This window comes from Marinobacter sp. DSM 26671, from assembly GCF_900112835.1.
GTDB classification, from domain to species: Bacteria; Pseudomonadota; Gammaproteobacteria; order Pseudomonadales; family Oleiphilaceae; genus Marinobacter; species Marinobacter flavimaris.
The window spans coordinates 207896-226374 of record NZ_FONF01000008.1 but is presented as its reverse complement, the minus strand read 5'-3'; the positions used below and the strand labels follow the sequence as shown (position 1 = coordinate 226374).

Below are 18479 nucleotides of genomic sequence, written 5' to 3'. Positions count from 1 at the left end.
CTCCCTGGACCCTTGAGGTCCCTGAAGAGCCGTTCAAGACCAGGACGTTGATAGGTCGGGTGTGTAAGCGCTGCGAGGCGTTGAGCTAACCGATACTAATTGCTCGTGCGGCTTGACTATATAACACCCAAGACAATTGCGGATAACGCAGAGCCTAACCGCTCAAACGAAATCAACATCACTCAGTTCCTTCTCGTCCCCCAGTGATCAACCGTTTTGCCTGACGACCATAGCGGTCTGGAACCACCTGATCCCATCCCGAACTCAGAAGTGAAACAGACCAGCGCCGATGGTAGTGTGGCGTTGCCCATGTGAGAGTAGGTCATCGTCAGGCTCCTAATACCAAAAACCCCAGCATCCTCGATGCTGGGGTTTTTTATTGCCTTCAGAAAAGACCTGGATCAGGGCAGCCAGATCTCAAACACACCACCACCGAGGCTTCCACCGTTGTGGAGTTTTATCGACCCACTTCGCTTTCCCTCACTGTGCAGTCTGGCAACGGATGAGGCGAAGAACAGCCCGAGGCTGGTACTGCCACTCTTGAAATCAAGGGATTTGAAGTTGAGTGTTCCCGTGTGCTGCATGCTGTCGGGATAGCCCTTGCCATCGTCTTCAACACCGATCACCAGATAACCGTCTCTCTCACCAGCGGTAAGCCGGATTCTGCTGCGGGTATAGCGGATGGCATTGTTGATGGTGTTATTGAGTACACCGGTCAACAGATCCTCGTCGAAAAAGCCGTTTATGTCCTCAGCGTCCACGGAAACATCAATGCCGAGCCCTTGCAGAAGAGGGTTGTGTCTGGCCAGGTGTTCCGAGAGGAAATCCGGCACAAAGTGCTCCTCAATGTGTGCCGAGAGGTTGTTCTCGCCAAGCCGGTAGATACCAAGGAGTTGCACCAGATCGTTGTGCATCCGTTCGGCTTCGTACTGCAAGGTATTGAAGCGGGAAGATTCCCCGAGGCTTTCCTCGTGCTCGCTGCGAAGCTCGTCGAGGGAATTAAGGAGCATGCCAAGCGAGTTCTTCATATCGTGAACGGCTGAGGCAAGCACCATGGAAAAATCGATATTCTGGTCTTTCATACCATCAGCCCCTTCAGTTTTCGTTGTAAGGCGATATAGCGCCGATGTTGGCGGTGTTGCTCCGGCAGTCCTGCCAGGCGATCCAGGCAAGTCTGGCAGCGTTTGAGGAGCTCAGCGTCACCGGGACTGTTGTCATTCTCTTTCATCAGCACCTGAACCAGGTTAAGGTTCAGGGCGGCGTGGTCCGGGACGATTTCCAGAGCCTTTGAAAAGATCTCCGCGGCTTCTTGCAGGTTCCCGGCTTCGAACGCTTTTATGCCATCCCGGTTGAGGGTTCGGGCTTTGATTTTCTGCCGGAACCCTACGGGCTCATCAAGGAGGCTTTCAATCTTCTGAAGTATGTCAGGCTCGTTGCTGAACCGCTCTGACATCTCTCGTAACAGCGCTTTGGCGTCGCTTTCATGTCCGAGTCGAAACAGGGTCTTGGCGTAATCAAGACCCGTTGCGGCATCCAGGGCTGCAGCATTGTCGATTTCCGGTCTGATCTTCTCGAGGATTTTGGTCGCCTCTTTATCCTGACCCTGTCCCGCATAAACCCGGCACTGGACGATCTGGCTCCGCAGATTGATACCTTCCTCAGCCTCGAATCTTTTTTCCATCTTCTTGAGAACGGTCAGTGCTTCCCTGGCTTTTTCTTTGCCTTCTTCTTCAAGATTGCCCTCGCTGAGGTCGGAAAGTGCCTGGCCCAAGGCGAGGTAATGCTCTGAATTGTCGTGAATCGAGTGGGTGCCAAGCTCTACTGTGCGCTGCCAGGCCTCGGATGATGTGTCGAGATCCTGGTTGGAGCCGGCCAGCTGTGCCAGATGCTTTTGCCGAAGTAGGGCATTGGGGGAATGCTCTATGGCTTTCTCCAGTACCTGCTGTGCCTGTGTCGGCCGGCCCTGCCGTTCGAACCCCTCTGCCAGAAGGTCATAGGCCTCCATATAGTCCGGATGATTTGCAATAAGCTCTCGCAGGCCGTCTACCGCCTGGTCGAAGCTTCGATTGGAGAGCAGGACTTTGCAGCGTCCGAGCCTTGCCCAGGACAATTCCCGTTGCGCAAGAACGTCATCGAAGGTTTTGAGCGCGTGGGCCAGGTCCCCGAGCTGGAAATACAGGTCGCCCAGGGTTTTCATTAACCAGGTCTTGTAACGTGGCTGCCGGGGCAGCATTTGGAGACAGAGCGAAATGGCTTCCGGGTAGTTTTCCCGGTCGATTTCCCGATTGATGGGCATGAGTGTGTTGCGCTGGCTGATCAGGGCGCTAAGACGTTTCTCGAGTACAGCCCGGTTGATGGGCTTGGTCAGATAGGCATCGGGCTGGTACTCCCTCGCCCCCATGACCATTTCCTTGGAAGTCTCCGCTGTTACCATGAGGAACAGGGATGAGCGCTTCAGTAATTTTTTATACCGGAGGTCCTCGAGGATATGCTGGCCATTCTTGCCCTCTCCCAGGTTGAAGTCGCACAACACGACATCCACGTGATTGTAGGTACAGTGCTGGATGGCCTGACTGGCATTGGAGACCAGCTCGATAGAGTCAGCGCCACAACTGCGCAACATCTGGCGAATGGACAACCGGAAATTTTCGAAGTCATCGATGACGAGATAGTTGAGTTTGCCGAAAGGATTGGCGTCCGCTTTGGTGTCGGTCATGAGCGCTTCTGTTTCAGTAGCTTGTTAACCAGTGCCCTCAGTGCAGCCGGTTTCACCGGTTTGTAGAGAATCTGGTAGCCCCGGTTGATGGCATCCTCCCGAACTTCAGGCGCCATATAACCGGTGATGAGTATGCCCGGGATGTTGGCATTAAGAGCACCGCGAATGCTGTCCATGGCATCGAGGCCGTTCTTGTTATCATCCAGCTGATAATCGGCAAGTATAATATCAGGCCGATTCCCTTCCAGTTTTTCCATGGCGTCTTCCAGGCTTTCGGCGGCCGTTACGTCACATTTCCAGTTCCCAAGCAACGCGACCATGCCCTGCAGGATAGCCGGATCGTTATCGATGCACAGGAAATGCAGGCCTCCGAGGTTGGATACCCTGCGTGAGCCCGATGCGGGCTTGGCAGCGGTGGTCTCGTTCTGTTCCGGAGCCGCTGTTGGCACGGTGATACCGAAGACACTGCCTCGGCCCTGGACGGAATGGACGCTGACCGGGTGGTTCAGCATGCCGCTGATACGGTCAACGATGGCGAGACCGAGCCCCAGGCCCTTTTTATCCCGGCCATGCTGAAACCGACGAAATTCCTCGAAAATGTGTGCCAGCTGGTCCTCGGGTATACCGGGACCGGTATCCCAGACTTCTATACGAATATAGCCTTTCAGACGCCGGCACCCGAGCAGAATCTTGCCTTCCGGCGTGTAACGTATGGCGTTGGACAGGAAATTCTGGACCACACGACGCAGCAATTTGGAATCGGATCGGATCCAGGCCGTGCTGGGCACAACGTGCAGCTCCAGGTTCTGGTCCTTGGCGATTGCTGAAAAGTCGGTTGCCAGGTGGCGCATGATCTCGTTCACGGGGAAGACCCCGATATCGGGCTCCAACGCACCCGCGTCCAGCTTTGAAATATCCAGCAGGGTGCTGATGATTTCCTCGGCAGCCCCGAGAGAGCTGTCGATGTGGTCCACGAGATCTTTCATCTCGCCGTCATCTGCTTTCCCGGCGAGAGCAGAGGTAAACAGTCTGGCTGCGTTCAGGGGCTGGAGAAGGTCGTGGCTGGCAGAGGCTAGGAAGCGTGTCTTGCTCTGGTTCGCCTGTTCTGCCACCGATTTGGCCTTCAGCATCTGCTCATTGATGACCTGAAGCTCCTGGGTGCGCTCCTTGACCCGCTGCTCGAGGTAGATGTTGGTCTCCTTGAGGGCCTGCTCGGTTCTGCGCATGGCCGTGATGTCCTGGAACGTGGTGACATAGCCACCACCAGGTATCGGGCTGCCATCGATGCGTAACACCGTACCATCCGGTCTCTGGCGCTCGTAGGACATCGGCCGTCCCTCCCGCATGCTCGTGCAGCGATCGACGACGATCTCATCAATCCGGCGGGCAGATAGATTGGCATTGGTAAGGTTATAGCGCATCAGATCTTCAACAGGCCGACCGACCCTGACGAAGCCCTTCGGGTAGGTGAACAGTTCCAGATATCGGTGGTTCCAGACCACCAGTTGCTGCTGGTGGTTAACCACAGACACGCCCAGACTGATATTTTCAATCGCTGACTGGAGCAACTCCCGGCTGAAGGTCATGGCCTGGGACGCTTCGTCGACGATGCTGACCACATCCTCGATCTGCATGTCCCGGCCGGTGAGGGTCGATTCCAGGACCACCCTGGCGGTGGAGGCGCCGATCACCGAGGCCAGTTGGCGCTCGATGTATTTCATCAGGTGCGCCGATGCCGGGCGGTGCGGGTGCAAACGGATGGCGTTGCGGCGTTCGTAATTCCGGAAAATGGTTTCCGAGCGTTCTTCACCCATGAACCGGTCGGTTAGCGCCTGGAGGTCGGATGTCAGTATTTCGCCCTGCCAGCTCTGATGCTGCGCGGTCTCCGCTTTGGGCTGCGGATCGTGGAAGAAGGAGGCAATCTGGATCTTCTCTCGGACACGTTGACGGGTCAGCATCGAAAGTACGATGTACACCAAAGTGTTGATGCCGAGGCTCCAGATAATGCCGTGACTGGTCTGGTCCAGCTCGGACCCGAACAGGGCAGTGGGGCGCGTCCAGTTCAGTCCCCAGATTCCCTGCTCAATCAGTGTGTCGTTGACCCAACCGGTGGTGGCCAGTGCCGGCAGTAGCAGGGTGTAACACCACATCAGGAAACCAAGGCCAAGGCCCCAGACGGCGCCCATGTAATTGCCCCGGCGCCAGATAATGCCGCCTACCAGCGCCGGCCCGAACTGCGCCGCTGCCGCAAATGACAGCAGGCCGAAGGCCGTCAGGCTGTAGTCTTCGCCGGCCATCCGATAAAAACCATAGGCGGTGAGCAGCACCACAAAGATAGCGACCCGGCGGATACTCAGGAGCAGGTAGCTGAGGTCCGTGCGCCGGTTCATGCCCGGTCGGAAAAATTTCAGCAGGGCCGGCATGATGATCTCGTTGCTGACCATGGTGGCAATCGCCACTGAGCACACGATTACCATGGCTGCAGCCGCTGACCCGCCACCGAGGAACGCCAGTATGGCCAGCCATTCCTCGCCTGCCATGATCGGCAGCTGCAGTATCAGGATGTCAGGATTTCCAGCAGAGGCCTCGGGCGACAGCAGGCCCGCAGCGGCAATAGGAAGCACAAAGGCGCTGGCTACGATCAGGTAGATCGGCATAGCCCAGCGGGCAATCTCGAAGTCCCGATGATCGGTATTTTCAACCACCATGACATGAAATTGCCGGGGCAGGCAGATGATCGCGAGCATGGCAATGAGTGTCTGGGTAATGAATGCCGGCGCTTCGATACCATCGGTGGTCAGGGTGCCGATCAGGTCGGCGTCCCGAGCCCGTTCAAACAGATCGCCAAACCCGCCATAGAGCCCGTAGCCAACGAACAGCCCCACAGCGACGAAAGCCACGAGCTTGATCAGTGATTCGAAGGCCACGGCCTGGATCATGCCCCGATGATGCTCGGTGGATTCCAGGTGTCGGGTACCGAACAGAACGGTAAAGACCGCCAGGGCAAGGGTGATGTACCACGCGGAGTCACTCCAGGCCGCCGTGCTCAGCTCTTCATAGCCTGTTCCGGTAGCCGAGAGCACGTTGAAGCCCATTGCAATGGCTTTCAGTTGCAACGCAATGTAGGGAACACTGCCGATCAGGGCAAAGGTTGCAATCATTGCGGCCAGGAGCTGGGATTTGCCATACCGGGAGGCGATGAAGTCGGCAATGGAGGTACTGTTATTGCGCTTGCTGATATAGATGATCCGGCGCAGCAAGGGCGCACCGAACACGAAGACCAGCAAGGGCCCGAGGTAGATGGGGAGAAACCCCAGACCCTCCTGGGTGGCGCGTCCAACGGCGCCGTAGAAAGTCCAGGAGGTGAAGTAGACTGCCAGGGAGAGTGCGTATATGTGCGTGCGTGCCAGGCGCCTGCGATATAACCCGGGGTGTTTGTCGCCGGCCCAGGCGATCACGAACAGGATCGAGATGTAGGTGATGGAAATGAGGACCAGCAGCCAGGCACTAATCATGGTTACGCGTTCCCGACAGTATCAGCAGGTTGGTGCATCACGCTAACGAGTTATCACTCGGCGCAGACGGTTTCATACAGGGGGTCTCCGGGCTCGAGCAGTTTAAGGTTATCCACTCGCGGGCTTCCGTCAGATCCCAGAGGTACCAGTTCCCGGGTCGCACAGTTAATGATGTGAACGCGATGAGAAACCGCGTCTGTCATCTTCTGCTCGAAGCGATAGAGGGTAAACCGGACGATGTCTTCGCTGCTGGTATCACGGCTGATACTTTTGGTGTCGACCGTGGAAAATGCGGTGACGTAAGGGAGCACGAAGGTCCATGGGCGCCACAGGATGCCGTCGGATTCGGTGCTCACAACCACCGCTTCGTCCGGCAGACGTGCTTCTTTCTGGTCGAACCAGGTGTATTCCATGTAAATGAGATAGCCGAGCATGCCCGCGCCGGCAAAAACGGGGATGATCCACTTCGGGGCTTTGTTTCGAGTGGCGGCGCGAATACCCAGTGCAATACCAGCAGCGCCAAGGCCGCAAACTACAGTAGCGACAAATGTCCAGAACATATTATGACTTCCTCAAAAAAGAACGGGCTTCCTCATTGAGGAAGCCCGTTCAGTATCAACCTGTCAGTTCATCGAACAAATCAGGCTGAGATGTTGCTTAGTGGTCTTGAGCCTGACCGGCACCACGTGGGTAACGGACGCTTTCAACCAGTTCCTGAATCTCAACGGGCGGTTCTTCAGTTGCGTTGGATACAATGAAGGCTACCGCAAAGTTGACGATTGCACCAACCGCGCCGATTGACAGCGGGGAGATGCCCAGCACCCAGTTTTCAGGAGTGTCTGGCAGGTTAGCTGTACCCGGGATGAACAGCCAGCCCTTGTACACGAAGATGTATACCAGGGTGAACGTCAGACCGCTCAGCATACCAGCGATGGCACCGGTATTGTTCACGCGCTTGGAGAAGATGCCCATCATCAGCGCCGGGAACAGGGATGCTGCCGCGATACCGAAGGCCAGGGCAACGACCTGTGCCGCAAAGCCTGGAGGGTTTGCCCCAAGGTAGGTGGCAACAACGATCGCAACGGCCATCGATATCCGTGCTGCGAGCAGCTCGCCTTTCTCCGAAATCGCCGGATTAATGGAACCCTTGATCAGGTCGTGACTGACCGCCGAGGAGATCGCCAGCAACAGACCGGCCGCTGTGGACAGTGCTGCTGCGAGACCACCCGCTGCGATCAGACCGATGACCCAGCCTGGCAGGTTGGCGATTTCCGGGTTGGCCAGTACCAGGATATCCCGGTTAACGACCAGCTCATTGCCGTTCCAGCCGCGGGCTTCAGCCGTAGGCGCGAAGGCTTCGCTGTCGTTGTAAAGCTGGATACGGCCGTCTTCGTTCTTGTCGGTGAACTGGATAAGACCAGTTACTTCCCACTCCTTGATCCAGTTCGGACGCTCATCGTACTGGATGGGCTCCGCTGAGGTGCCGTCCGGGTAGATGGTGGTCATCAGGTTCAAGCGAGCCATGGAAGCAACCGCCGGCGCAGTCAGGTACAGCAGGGCGATGAATACCAGAGCCCAGCCTGCGGACCAGCGTGCGTCAGCCACCTTGGGTACGGTGAAGAAGCGGATGATAACGTGTGGCAGGCCTGCAGTACCGATCATCAGCGACAGGGTAAACAGAACCATGTTCAGTTTGTTGTCGATATCGGCGGTGTACTCATTGAAGCCGAGGTCGGTGATAACCTGGTTCAGCTTGCTGAGGATCGGCATGCCGGAATCCACGTGAGTCGAGAACAGACCCAGACCTGGAATCGGGTTACCGGTCAGCTGCAGAGAGATGAACACAGCAGGAATGGTGTAGGCAATGATCAGCACGCAGTACTGTGCCACCTGGGTGTAGGTGATACCCTTCATGCCACCCATAACTGCGTAGATGAAGACCACGACAGCCGCGATCATGAGGCCAACGGTGGAATCAACTTCCAGGAAGCGGGAGAAGGCAACACCAGCACCAGCCATCTGGCCGATAACGTAGGTAACAGACGCTACGATCAGGCAGATAACCGCTACGAGGCGGGCATTCTTGCTGTAGAAACGGTCGCCGATAAACTCGGGAACCGTAAACTTGCCAAACTTCCGCAGGTACGGAGCCAGCAGCATGGCCAGCAGAACGTAACCGCCAGTCCAGCCCATAAGGAAGGTGGAGTTGGCGTAGCCACCGGCAGCAATCAGACCTGCCATGGAGATAAACGATGCCGCGGACATCCAGTCGGCGCCGATTGCTGCGCCGTTGGTGATCGGATGAACACCGCCGCCGGCAACGTAGAAGTCACTCGTGCTTCCGGCCTTGGCCCAGATAGCAATTGCGATGTAGAGGAGGAATGAGCCCCCTACGAAAATGATGTTAATGGCAAATTGGCTCATTCGTTCTTACTCCTCGTGCACGCCGAATTTTTCATCGATCTTGTTCATGCGCCACGCGTAGTGGAAGATCAGAGCGATGAACGTGAGGATGGAACCTTGCTGGGCAAACCAGAAGCCCAGATCAGTACCACCAATCGGAATACCGGCAAGCATCGGACGGAGCAGAATTGCAAAGCCGTAAGATACCAGGGCCCAGACTATCAGGCTCCCGAATATCAGGCGCAGATTCGCCTTCCAGTACGCTTCAGCATCGTAGCTATGACCTGCTGACATAGGATCACTCCTGTTTTGTTGTTGTGGAGGTTGGGTGGGTTTTTGGTGAGGCACTTCTGTTAGAGAATTTATTATTCATATAAGTACTTCTCCGACTAGTTGTCCCTACTGACTTTACTGGTCAAGCGATTTATAGATATTGGCAAAAGGTCTAATTCTCAGTAATTTGGCGTGACGTCGGTCTATAAATGCGATGTTCCGCCAGGCATCGATTCAGAAACGATGCATGTTTTGCAGGCGCCGATGGTAATGGAGCTTGTCGTAAAGCCCTTTGAGAGTTTTTACCCCTTCCGACCGCGCCTTATTAAGTGCGACCAGGGTAAGTTCGGCTGTAGCGAGAGCATCGGAAGCGGCGTGGTGACGTTCGCTGACTTCAAGGCCGAAATAATCGGCCCAGTTGTCGAGTCCTTTGCCACCGGTCTTGGTGTTTGGAAAAAATGCAGGCATCAAGTCGGCCACGTCCATCCAGGTATGAGGCTGGGTATAGCCAAGCTGCGCCTTCAGGGTCTTTTCCAGAAATTTCTGATCGAACGCCGAGTGGTAGGCCAGGATCGGGTCGCCGTTCATCCACTCAAGAAGATAGAGAAGGGCATCCTCGATTTCGTGCCCCTGGGTCAGCGCCTCGGGCCCGATCCCGTGAATGAGCACGGTTTCGCGGATGTCGAGCTCCGGACGCCTGAGGATCAGGTCGAACTGGTCGCCCAGATGGATAATGCCGCCGCGGATGGCGACGGCCCCGATAGCGATCACCTCGTCCTTGGAGGGGTTCAGTCCCGTGGTTTCAAGATCCAGCACGATCAGACGGCAGTCCGTAAGCAACTGTTCTCCCGGCGTTTTCGGGTTGGGCAGATTGCCAGGATCGTGGCTGCCGATTTTTCCGCCCCGGCGATGCTCAATCCATTGTTTGATCTGTTCCAGCATGTCTCGCGCCTGAAGGTCAGAGTTGGTAGGTAACTTCGAGTTTCTGTTGCAACCGCTGCGCCTGCCTGAAAGATTCCCGCAGGATTCGACGGTCGAGTGGGTTCAGATCGTCGGGATCGATGTAGTTGGTGAGCTCCTCTCCCTTTGCCAGCATTTCCTGGTGGGCCCGCATGCGGATCGCCTGGATCAGGCTATAACCTTCCTTCCAGGCGTTGGCATCTTTCGGATCGAAGACGCCCTTTTTCGCCAGCTCATCCATGCGCTCCAGCGTGTTCGCTGTCTCAACGCCATTCGCCAGGGCGAAAACCCGCACTGCCTCAACAAACGGCGCCAGGCCCTGACGCTTGAGGTCCAGTGAGTGCTTGTTGCCCTCGGATATATAGCGGAAATTGCGGAACATGGTGAGCGGCGGCTTCCGCTGAAACGCGTTCCCGGCAAGCATTTTCTGGAACAGGGCGTTTTTCCGGATCCGCGTGAGGATCTTGTCCAGAAGATCGTTCAGCGGCTCGGTTGGACCGTAGATAGCCCTCATATCAAGAAAAATTGAGGAATACACCAGGTTCTGGGGCGTGGAGGCATCAATGAACCGGATAAACCAGTCGTCCCACTCCTTGTCACTCAAGCAGAGTTTCGGGTTGCTGGCCATGATGTTGCCCTTGCACAGGGTGAAGCCGCATTCGGCCAGTTCGTCGTTTACCTTTCGCGCAAAGGGCAACAGCTTTTCCCGGACCTGTTCGGCGGTCATCCCTTCCGGCGTCTGGAACAGTATGCCGTTGTCCTGGTCGGTCAGCAGGGTCTGCTCCTGGCGGCCCTCGCTGCCAAACGTCAGCCAGGTGAAGGGAATGCCCGGGTCGTTCTTCTTGATGTTCAGTTCCAGGACCCGTCGGACGGTTACATCATTGAGCGTGGTGATGATCTTGACCACCTGGCCGGAGTCGGCGCCGTGGGCGAGCATTGCATCCACCAGGCGTGATACGTCTGTTCGCAGGCTGACCAGGGTGCGCAGGTGGGTGGCCGTGCCAATGGTGCGGGCAAGGTTTACCAGGTCCACGCGCTGCAGGGAGAACAGGTCTCGTTCCGAAACCACGCCAATCAGTTTACGGTCATCGTCGATGACGCAAAGATGCGCAAAATGATGCTCCGCCATCAGCATGGCAGCTTCGAACGCATCCGCATGTGAGGGAAGGCAGCAGGGATTCTTGGTCATTACCTGCTGTATGGGTGTATCCAGGGGGCCGGTGCCCTCGGCGATCATGGTGCGAAGGTCCCGCAGTGTGAAAATGCCGGTCGGGATACGGTTTTCATCGGTAACGATAATGCTGCCGACGTTGTTTTCGTGCATTCGGGCCACGGCTTTACGCACCGGCAGATCGGGCGAGCAGACAATCGGATTGCGCAGGGCATAGCGTTCAAGTGGCGTATCGAGGGACGTGCTGGACCCGATTGAGGCCATGGCACTTGACTGTATGCGCCGGTTCACCTGATCGAGCAGGCTGCTGACGCCCCGCAGGCAAAAATCCCGGAAAGGTTCGCTTTCAGCAAAGAGTGTAACGAACGCTGTCTGCCCGATGCTGAGGCAGAAGGTGTCGCCGTCTGCCCGATGCAGGGTTCTGGTTGGCCGTTCGCCGATCATGGCGGCGAGGGGAAAGCACTCGCCCTGGCTGATTTCGAAGGTCGTTTCCGTGCGGTCTTCTTTGTCGTTGTGGCGCTCGCCACGAATCCGCCCCTGTTTGACCACGTAAAATCGTTTAACGACATCCTGATCCGGAGACAGCACGATATCGCCATCGGCGTAGAACTGGATGGAGGCGTTCTCCGCGAAATGCGCAAGATGGGAGTCATCCATGCTGGAGAAAGGCGCGTGTTCCCGCAAAAACGTCATGATGGCGCGGATGTTCTGCGGGCGGTCATTTTCCTGGTGCGCTGAGGCCATGTCCGTCGTCACTCGCTGGTTATTATTGTCCGTCTGAAGTGTAGTGTAGCCAAAGCATCTGTTGCCCTACGATTTTGGTCGCAATAAGTCTGACATAGATCAGTTTTCTTTAAGGCCGGTTACCCGGGTGGTAAAGTCGGTCTCTGAAACAGGTCATTAATTGTAACGCCATGACTACCAAAGAAGAGCGCCTCAGCTTCCTTGAGGAAATGAAAGACGTCCGGCGTATCCGCAAGCCCAACCGGGCCGAGGTGACAACGCCCCGGGAACTGACGCCAGGTCATCTGGAACGTCAGCGGGCGGCTGTTGAAAAGCCCGCGCGGGACACCAATCCCCTGACTTCCGACATGGTAGAGCCGCTTACGGCCCACGATATCCTGAGCTGGCAGCGGCCAGGCATCCAGCACGGCGTATTTCGAAAGCTCCGGCTGGGCCAGTATCCGATCGAAGCGCGCCTTGATCTGCACCGTATGACCGTTGAGCAGTCCCGTCGCGAAGTCTTCAGGTTCATCGGTGATTGCGTGCGCTATGGCCTGCGGTCGGTCATCATTCTTCATGGCAAGGGCGAGCGTAATCCTGATGGTATCGCCCAGTTGAAAAGCTACCTCGCCAAATGGTTGCCGGAGCTGGACGATGTCCTGGCCTTTCATTCGGCCCAGAAACACCATGGTGGTACGGGGGCTGTTTATGTCATGGTGCGAAAGAGTGACCGGGATAAGCAGCATAATCGTGAACTCCACGGCAGCCGTTAGGGCTGCCAATCCCAGGTATTCCTTAATAAGAGCCGCGGTGGCGGCTGAACGGAGGTTATCGTCGTGAAAAAAGCTGTATTGGTTGTATTCGCCGTACTGGCACTGGCGGGCTGTAAGGATCGAGTTATCTGGAACGACAACGGCAAGGTTGAAGAGGCCACAACGGATCGGGAGGTCTGGGACTCAAACGGCAAGATGGAGTCCGGCGAACGCAAGATCTGGGTTAACAAGGATGGCGAAGAAGTCGTCAGATAGGACTCTGGTATCTGCCATAGGGGTAGCGACAATAATAAATCCGGAAACAACACCGGATGCAGGTAAAGGAGAGGGTTGGGATGGCCGTGAGCCTGACAGTCAATGGCGACGAGCGGTCGCTGAACATTGAAGGGGATACGCCTCTTCTATGGGTATTGCGTGATGAGCTGGGGCTCAAGGGAACTAAATTCGGTTGCGGCGCGGGCCTCTGTGGTGCCTGCACAGTTCACCTGAACGGGCAGCCTGTGCGCTCCTGCTCGACACCGGTCGAAATGGCCGCGGGTGGTGATGTGGTTACGATTGAAGGCCTGGGGGAGGGAAGTCGTCTTCATGCACTGCAGGATGCCTGGATAGAACACGGCGTTCCTCAATGCGGCTACTGCCAGTCGGGCCAGATCATGAGTGCGGCCCACCTTCTGGCCAGCAATCCGGCGCCTTCACGTGAGGAAATTGTCGCGGCCATGACAGGCAATCTTTGCCGATGCGGCACCTACTCGCGGATCATTGCAGCCGTGGAATCCGTCGTCGCTGATACGTCAGACGGCGCTCAGGGGGGGGGCGCATAACATGGCGATGAATCGACGAAATTTCCTCAAGGTCAGTGCCGGTGCCTCCGGCAGCCTCATGGTTTCAATAACGTTGCCGGGCTGCGCGGGAATCCAGACGGGGTATGAGTCGGACACGGGCGAATGGCGTCCCGATGCCTGGCTGGAACTGACTGCCGATGATGAAGTCTTCTTCACCCTGGCCCGGGTCGAAATGGGGCAAGGCACCTACACCGGCTTGACCACTTTGATTGCCGAAGAGCTGGAAATCCAGCCGGAGCGGATCACCCCACGCTTTGCACCGGTGGCGCCGGAGTATCGAAATCCTCTGTACAAGCTGCAACTGACAGGCGGTAGCACCAGTGTTGCGACCAGTTGGGAGCCGCTTCGAACGGCCGGAGCGGAAGCCCGGCAAATGCTGGTTATGGCGGCAGCACGTGTATGGAACGTCGAAGCAACCGAATGTCGCGCCAGTGAAGGCAGGGTGGTGCACCCGAACGGTATCGACTCCATGGCCTATGGCCAGTTGGTTGAGTTGGCCGCCAAAGAAGTGCTGCGTGGTGACATAGCGCTCAAGCCGCAGAGCGAATGGAAATACATTGGCAAGCAGCGAGGCAAACTCGATGCCCGGGCGAAGTCCACGGGAACCGCAGTTTACGGGATTGATGTCGATCTTCCGGACATGGTGTACGGCGTTGTTTCACGGCCTCCCCGGAGCGGCGGCCGGGTCCGGGACTTCAACGCTGATCAGGTCCGTGCAATGACGGGTGTGCTTGATGTATTTGAGATCGAGCGTGGCGTGGCCGTTGTTGCCGACAAATACTGGCGTGCCCGGAAGGCTCAGGACGCGCTCAAGATAGACTGGGATTTTTCGGATGCCGTGTCTCTGTCTACGGGCGACGTGTTCGACTCCTACCGCGCCGCCGCCGATGACGATCCCGGAGAGTCCGAGCGTAGTGAGGGCAGTTTTGCCAGTGCCATGGAGGAGGGCGACCGGGTAGTGGAAGCGGAATATGCCCAGCCCTACCTGGCCCACGCGACATTGGAGCCCATGAATGCCACGGCCTGGTACCGAGAGGACGGCATGGAAGTGTGGGCCCCTACACAGGCGCCGGACCTTGGCCGGATTGCAGCAGCCCGGGTGACCAATCTTGGCCCCGACGATATCACTATCAATACGACCTTTCTCGGCGGCGGTTTTGGCCGTCGACTGACTCAGGACTATATCGAAGAGGCGGCGGCAGTGGCCTACCGGGTCGGACGGCCGGTTAAGGTCATCTGGTCCCGTGAAGAGGACACCCGCCACGATCTTTATCGCCCGGCCATGCTGCACCGTATGAAAGCCAGCCTGTCTGGTGCTGAGCTGACGGGCTGGCATCACCAGATTGTTGGTCCTCAGATCCTGGACTGGTATGTCCGCAATGCGGCCCCTGCCCAGTATCCCTGGGCGCCAAAATTCATGTACGACACTTTGGGCAGTGTCGGCCTGATGGCCGAAGGCATTGCGACGCCGAAGGATTTCTCCGCAATCGAGGGTGCCATCGAGTATCCGTACCGGGTGTCCAACGTTGATATCCGTCATACCCACACCGATCCCGGCATTCCGATTACCTGGTGGCGTTCGGTAGGTTTCTCCCACAACGGGTTTGCCGTCGAAACCTTCATGGACGAACTTGCCCATGAGGCAGGTGAGGATCCATACCAGTTCCGTCGTCGCCTGATTGGCCACGAGCCGAGGCACCTTGAAGTGCTTGACCGGGTTGTCAGGCTGGCCGACTGGCAGTCGCCGGTGCCAGAGGGTCGGGCCCGGGGGCTCGCCCTGTTCCGGAGTTTCGGAACGTACGTTGCCCAGGTGGTGGAAGCCGGAATCGAGAATGGTGCGATCCGGGTATACAAGGTCACCTGCTCGGTGGACTGTGGCCAGGTCGTAAACCCCCGTATCGTGGAGGACCAGATCGAGGGCGGTATCCTGTTTGGGCTGACCGCGGCACTTTATGGAGAAATCACGCTGGAGAATGGCGAGGTCCAGCAGAGCAACTTCCACGACTATCCCCTAATGAGGCAGTACGAGCGTCCTGAGGTACTGGTGGATATTGTTGCAAGCAGCGAGTCGCCGACTGGAGTCGGCGAGCCGGGCGTGCCGCCGGTGATCCCGGCCTTGGGAAATGCGCTGTTTGCGCTCAATGGAAAGCGGCAGCGTAGCCTGCCATTGAGAGCCAATGCCTGATTCAAGCGTTGCCTATTCGGTCGCTACTGGCCGCCAGACCGTATTAGAGAGAATGTCTCGCTGGCTGGCGGAAGGCCAGAGAGCCTGGCTTTGCACCATAGTGGACACCTGGGGCTCCTCGCCGCGTCCGGTCGGCTCCTGGCTGGCGATTGCAGAATCCGGTCATTGGAGCGGGTCGGTGTCCGGTGGCTGTCTGGAAGAGGATCTGCTCCGGCGCACAGCGGAAGACGGGCCGGACCATCCGGTTTTCGTTGATTATGGAATTACCGACGATGACCGGGATCATTTCCAGCTGCCTTGCGGTGGCCGGATACGGCTTCTGATTGAACCCTACCGGGGCCAGGTGGGTCTCGATCACGTTCAGGCATTGGCGGCTGCCTTGCGCGATCGCGAATCGGTGGTTCGTCGCGTGCCGATAAACGGGGCTGCGACGCTGGAGCATTCTGTCTCCCGGGCCGGTAACGCGGTCCACTTCGACGGTGAACAGCTTCTTCATGCTTTGCAGCCCGAGTGCCGGCTGTTGCTGATCGGTGCCGGCGAAGTCGCCCGTTACGTTTTTGAATTCGCGACCGCGGCGGATTTTGCTGTCACCCTCTGTGAGCCGAGGGAGGCCTTCGCCGACGGCTGGAGTTTTGAAGGGATTCCCCTGGACCGGCGCCTGCCCGATGATCTGATTTCGACACAGTTTGGCGACGCCTGGTCCGGTATTCTGGCCCTCGCCCATGATCCGCGCGTCGATGATATGGGGTTGCTTGCAGCTCTTCACTCCAGTGCCTTTTACATAGGCGCAATGGGGTCGAAAAGAACTTCGGAAGCCCGGCGGGAACGATTGGCATCTCTGGGGCTTGAAAAAGAGGCACTCGAACGCCTGCGAGCTCCCATTGGTGTTGATATTCCGAGCAAGACACCGGCAGAAATTGCTGTCTCCATTGTCGCCGATCTGATTGCCGCACGGCATCATTTGCGAGGAGCTGGTTCGTCCCTATAATGGCGCCCATGGGAGTGTCCCAAGCGCTCTGAAACCCGGGAGAGAACTCGTGTTTGATGTAACCCGATACGCCGTCGCCGCGGATGCGATTGTGGAAGCCGGTCGATTCCTGTACCAGCAGGGTTGGTCGCCCGCAACCAGCAGTAACTATTCTGCCCGCATTGATGCCGAACACATCGCCATTACTGTTTCAGGCCGTCACAAGGGACAGCTGGGGGCGGGTGATGTCATGGTGGTCGATCTGGCCGGCCGGCCGGTACAGAGCGACTGTCGCTCCTCTGCAGAAACAAGGCTGCATACGGTGCTGTATGAGGTCTTTCCCGAGGTGGGCGCGGTTCTGCACACCCACTCGGTGAAGGCAACGGTGCTCAGTCGTCTGCTTGAGCCCGGCCAGCCACTGGCGCTGGAAGGCTATGAGCTGCAGAAGGCGTTTACCGGCGTTGAGACCCACGAATCAGTCCTGACGGTTCCGGTGTTCGACAACACCCAGGACATCGACGCGTTGGCGGAGCAAACTCGCGAATGGTTCCGGGAGCATCCGGAACAGCCAGGCTACCTGATTCGTGGCCATGGCCTGTACACCTGGGGCAAAACCATGGCCGATTGCCTGCGCCATGTCGAGGCCTTTGAATTCCTGTTTGAATGTGAGCTTGAAACCATGAGGGTTCGCCCATGACTACCCTGAGTATTTTCGACCAGAGCCAGCCCGAAAAGGCACGCAAAGTGACCGGGAATCCTGAAGAAATACGGGAGCTTCTGGCCCGGCACGGTGTGCGCTATGAGCAGTGGCCAACGAAAGATCTGCCGGCTGACGCCTCCCAGGAAGACATCCTTGAGGCCTACAGCGAGGAAGTCTCGAAACTGAAGCACGAATGTGGTTTTCAGACCGCGGATGTGATCAGCCTGAACCCGGACAATCCGCAGAAAGACGCGTTCCGGCAAAAGTTCCTGGATGAGCACACCCACAGTGAAGACGAAGTTCGTTTCTTTGTCCGTGGCCAGGGTCTGTTTTACCTGCACTTCGGCAACGAGGTTTTCGCCGTGCTGTGCCAGAAAAACGATCTGATCAGTGTGCCCGATGGCACTCGTCACTGGTTTGATATGGGCCCGGAGCCTGCGTTTACCTGCATTCGCCTGTTCACCAACCCCGAGGGCTGGGTGGCGGACTTTACCGGTGAAGACATCGCCGGTCGCCTGCCTCGCTATGAGGCGCTGGCAGGAGCGGCCGAATGATCCGGGTTGTGCTCACGGATATCGAAGGCACCACCAGCTCTATTTCGTTTGTGCACGATGTCCTGTTTCCCTATGCCAGCGAGCACCTGCCGCGTTTTGTCCGTGAACAGCATCAGGACAGCCCGGCTGTGTCTGAGCAACTGGACGCAGTGGCCGAGGTTTCAGGCGTTGCGCGTGAGGATGTCGAAGGGCTGATCCAAGTGCTTGAAACCTGGATCAGGGAAGACCGCAAGGAAACCTCTCTTAAGACGCTGCAGGGCATGGTCTGGGAGCAGGGATATCAGCAGGGAGAGCTGAAAGGTCACATCTATGCTGACGCAGCCGACTACCTTCAACGCTGGCATGATCGGGGGCTGCGTTTGTTCGTATATTCATCAGGTTCGGTGAAAGCCCAGAAGCTGATTTTCGGTTTTACCACGGAAGGCGATTTTACGCCGTTTTTCTCGGGCTATTTCGATACCCGTATCGGTGGCAAGAAAGAGACCGTTTCATACCGGAATATTCTGTCTGAGTTGGGCGTCGAGGCCTGCACGGTGCTGTTCCTGTCTGATGTGGAAGCTGAACTGGAGGCAGCCGAGGAAGCCGGCATGCAAACTGCCTGGCTTGTTCGCGAGGGAGATCTGCCGGAAACCGAACGTTTCGTTGCCAGTGATTTTGCGGAGGTCGATACCCTGCTGCAAAAGCGCTAGGCCCAGGG

At 57.3% G+C, this 18479-nt stretch carries 16 protein-coding genes and 2 rRNA genes; 10 read left to right on the top strand and 8 right to left on the bottom strand.

Going from position 1 to position 18479, the window contains the following annotated elements; genetic code table 11:
• Together BM035_RS11505 and rrf are read left to right on the top strand one after the other, a co-directional pair.
• Positions 1-120, top strand: a 23S ribosomal RNA gene (locus BM035_RS11505); the annotation flags it as partial.
• Between the two features lie 99 nt (positions 121-219).
• A 5S ribosomal RNA gene (gene rrf / locus BM035_RS11500) occupies positions 220-334 on the top strand.
• Positions 335-401: 67 nt separating this feature from the next.
• Here rrf and BM035_RS11495 read toward each other — a convergent pair.
• From BM035_RS11495 to BM035_RS11460, 8 genes are all read right to left on the bottom strand, one after another.
• Complete coding sequence (locus BM035_RS11495) at positions 402-1082, bottom strand: sensor histidine kinase (protein WP_008172928.1); 681 nt, start codon at positions 1080-1082, stop codon at positions 402-404.
• Positions 1079-2716 (bottom strand): tetratricopeptide repeat-containing response regulator, encoded by a 1638-nt coding sequence (locus BM035_RS11490; protein WP_092031938.1) that lies wholly within the window; start codon positions 2714-2716, stop codon positions 1079-1081. Before BM035_RS11490 ends, BM035_RS11495 begins: the two co-directional genes overlap by 4 nt.
• On the bottom strand, positions 2713-6231 hold the full coding sequence (locus BM035_RS11485) for a hybrid sensor histidine kinase/response regulator (RefSeq protein ID WP_008172926.1): 3519 nt from the start codon (positions 6229-6231) through the stop codon (positions 2713-2715). The genes BM035_RS11490 and BM035_RS11485 overlap by 4 nt, the downstream gene beginning before the upstream one ends.
• Before the next feature lie 53 nt (positions 6232-6284).
• Positions 6285-6791, bottom strand: coding sequence for a hypothetical protein (locus BM035_RS11480; protein WP_014576695.1), 507 nt, complete (start codon positions 6789-6791; stop codon positions 6285-6287).
• Positions 6792-6888: 97 nt separating this feature from the next.
• Positions 6889-8655 carry a sodium:solute symporter family protein gene (locus BM035_RS11475; RefSeq protein ID WP_092031935.1) on the bottom strand — a complete coding sequence of 589 codons (1767 nt, stop codon included), beginning with the start codon at positions 8653-8655 and terminating at the stop codon, positions 6889-6891.
• Between the two features lie 6 nt (positions 8656-8661).
• Positions 8662-8928 carry a DUF4212 domain-containing protein gene (locus tag BM035_RS11470; RefSeq protein WP_008172923.1) on the bottom strand — a complete coding sequence of 89 codons (267 nt, stop codon included), beginning with the start codon at positions 8926-8928 and terminating at the stop codon, positions 8662-8664.
• Between the two features lie 213 nt (positions 8929-9141).
• On the bottom strand, positions 9142-9849 hold the full coding sequence (locus BM035_RS11465; protein WP_008172922.1) for a 3'-5' exonuclease: 708 nt from the start codon (positions 9847-9849) through the stop codon (positions 9142-9144).
• A gap of 16 nt (positions 9850-9865) precedes the next feature.
• A complete protein-coding gene (locus tag BM035_RS11460; RefSeq protein WP_014576697.1) occupies positions 9866-11782 on the bottom strand; it encodes a putative nucleotidyltransferase substrate binding domain-containing protein in 1917 nt (638 codons plus the stop codon).
• Positions 11783-11952: 170 nt separating this feature from the next.
• Between BM035_RS11460 and smrA the strand changes: the two genes are divergently transcribed.
• The 8 genes from smrA to mtnC all read left to right on the top strand — a co-directional run bounded on the left by smrA (position 11953) and on the right by mtnC (position 18471).
• Positions 11953-12534, top strand: a complete 582-nt coding sequence (smrA, locus tag BM035_RS11455) for a DNA endonuclease SmrA (protein WP_008172920.1) — start codon at positions 11953-11955, stop codon at positions 12532-12534.
• 63 nt (positions 12535-12597) lie between these two features.
• Complete coding sequence (locus BM035_RS11450; protein ID WP_008172919.1) at positions 12598-12789, top strand: membrane lipoprotein lipid attachment site-containing protein; 192 nt, start codon at positions 12598-12600, stop codon at positions 12787-12789.
• Positions 12790-12869: 80 nt separating this feature from the next.
• On the top strand, positions 12870-13355 hold the full coding sequence (locus tag BM035_RS11445; protein ID WP_008172918.1) for a (2Fe-2S)-binding protein: 486 nt from the start codon (positions 12870-12872) through the stop codon (positions 13353-13355).
• A 1-nt stretch (position 13356) separates the two neighbouring features.
• On the top strand, positions 13357-15561 hold the full coding sequence (locus BM035_RS11440) for a xanthine dehydrogenase family protein molybdopterin-binding subunit (RefSeq protein WP_008172917.1): 2205 nt from the start codon (positions 13357-13359) through the stop codon (positions 15559-15561).
• Positions 15554-16549: an XdhC family protein gene (locus BM035_RS11435; protein ID WP_227497803.1), complete on the top strand. Its 996-nt coding sequence runs from the start codon at positions 15554-15556 to the stop codon at positions 16547-16549. Before BM035_RS11440 ends, BM035_RS11435 begins: the two co-directional genes overlap by 8 nt.
• A 49-nt stretch (positions 16550-16598) precedes the next feature.
• Positions 16599-17225, top strand: coding sequence for a methylthioribulose 1-phosphate dehydratase (locus BM035_RS11430; RefSeq protein WP_008172915.1), 627 nt, complete (start codon positions 16599-16601; stop codon positions 17223-17225).
• Entirely contained in the window at positions 17222-17782 is a 561-nt protein-coding gene (locus BM035_RS11425; RefSeq protein WP_008172914.1) for a 1,2-dihydroxy-3-keto-5-methylthiopentene dioxygenase, read from the top strand. The genes BM035_RS11430 and BM035_RS11425 overlap by 4 nt, the downstream gene beginning before the upstream one ends.
• Positions 17779-18471: an acireductone synthase gene (gene mtnC / locus BM035_RS11420; RefSeq protein ID WP_053114902.1), complete on the top strand. Its 693-nt coding sequence runs from the start codon at positions 17779-17781 to the stop codon at positions 18469-18471. Before BM035_RS11425 ends, mtnC begins: the two co-directional genes overlap by 4 nt.
• Positions 18472-18479: the final 8 nt, after the last annotated feature.

Excerpts from the sequence above, each read along its gene's own strand:
- BM035_RS11470 (WP_008172923.1), bottom strand. The coding sequence starts at position 8,928 with ATGTCAGCAGGTCATAGCTACGATGCTGAAGCGTACTGGAAGGCGAAT.
- smrA (WP_008172920.1), top strand. The coding sequence starts at position 11,953 with ATGACTACCAAAGAAGAGCGCCTCAGCTTCCTTGAGGAAATGAAAGAC.
- BM035_RS11425 (WP_008172914.1), top strand. The coding sequence starts at position 17,222 with ATGACTACCCTGAGTATTTTCGACCAGAGCCAGCCCGAAAAGGCACGC.
- BM035_RS11485 (WP_008172926.1), bottom strand. The coding sequence starts at position 6,231 with ATGATTAGTGCCTGGCTGCTGGTCCTCATTTCCATCACCTACATCTCG.
- BM035_RS11480 (WP_014576695.1), bottom strand. The coding sequence starts at position 6,791 with ATGTTCTGGACATTTGTCGCTACTGTAGTTTGCGGCCTTGGCGCTGCT.
- BM035_RS11490 (WP_092031938.1), bottom strand. The coding sequence starts at position 2,716 with ATGACCGACACCAAAGCGGACGCCAATCCTTTCGGCAAACTCAACTAT.
- BM035_RS11445 (WP_008172918.1), top strand. The coding sequence starts at position 12,870 with ATGGCCGTGAGCCTGACAGTCAATGGCGACGAGCGGTCGCTGAACATT.
- BM035_RS11495 (WP_008172928.1), bottom strand. The coding sequence starts at position 1,082 with ATGAAAGACCAGAATATCGATTTTTCCATGGTGCTTGCCTCAGCCGTT.
- BM035_RS11460 (WP_014576697.1), bottom strand. The coding sequence starts at position 11,782 with ATGGCCTCAGCGCACCAGGAAAATGACCGCCCGCAGAACATCCGCGCC.
- BM035_RS11435 (WP_227497803.1), top strand. The coding sequence starts at position 15,554 with ATGCCTGATTCAAGCGTTGCCTATTCGGTCGCTACTGGCCGCCAGACC.
- BM035_RS11465 (WP_008172922.1), bottom strand. The coding sequence starts at position 9,849 with ATGCTGGAACAGATCAAACAATGGATTGAGCATCGCCGGGGCGGAAAA.
- mtnC (WP_053114902.1), top strand. The coding sequence starts at position 17,779 with ATGATCCGGGTTGTGCTCACGGATATCGAAGGCACCACCAGCTCTATT.
- BM035_RS11440 (WP_008172917.1), top strand. The coding sequence starts at position 13,357 with ATGGCGATGAATCGACGAAATTTCCTCAAGGTCAGTGCCGGTGCCTCC.
- BM035_RS11475 (WP_092031935.1), bottom strand. The coding sequence starts at position 8,655 with ATGAGCCAATTTGCCATTAACATCATTTTCGTAGGGGGCTCATTCCTC.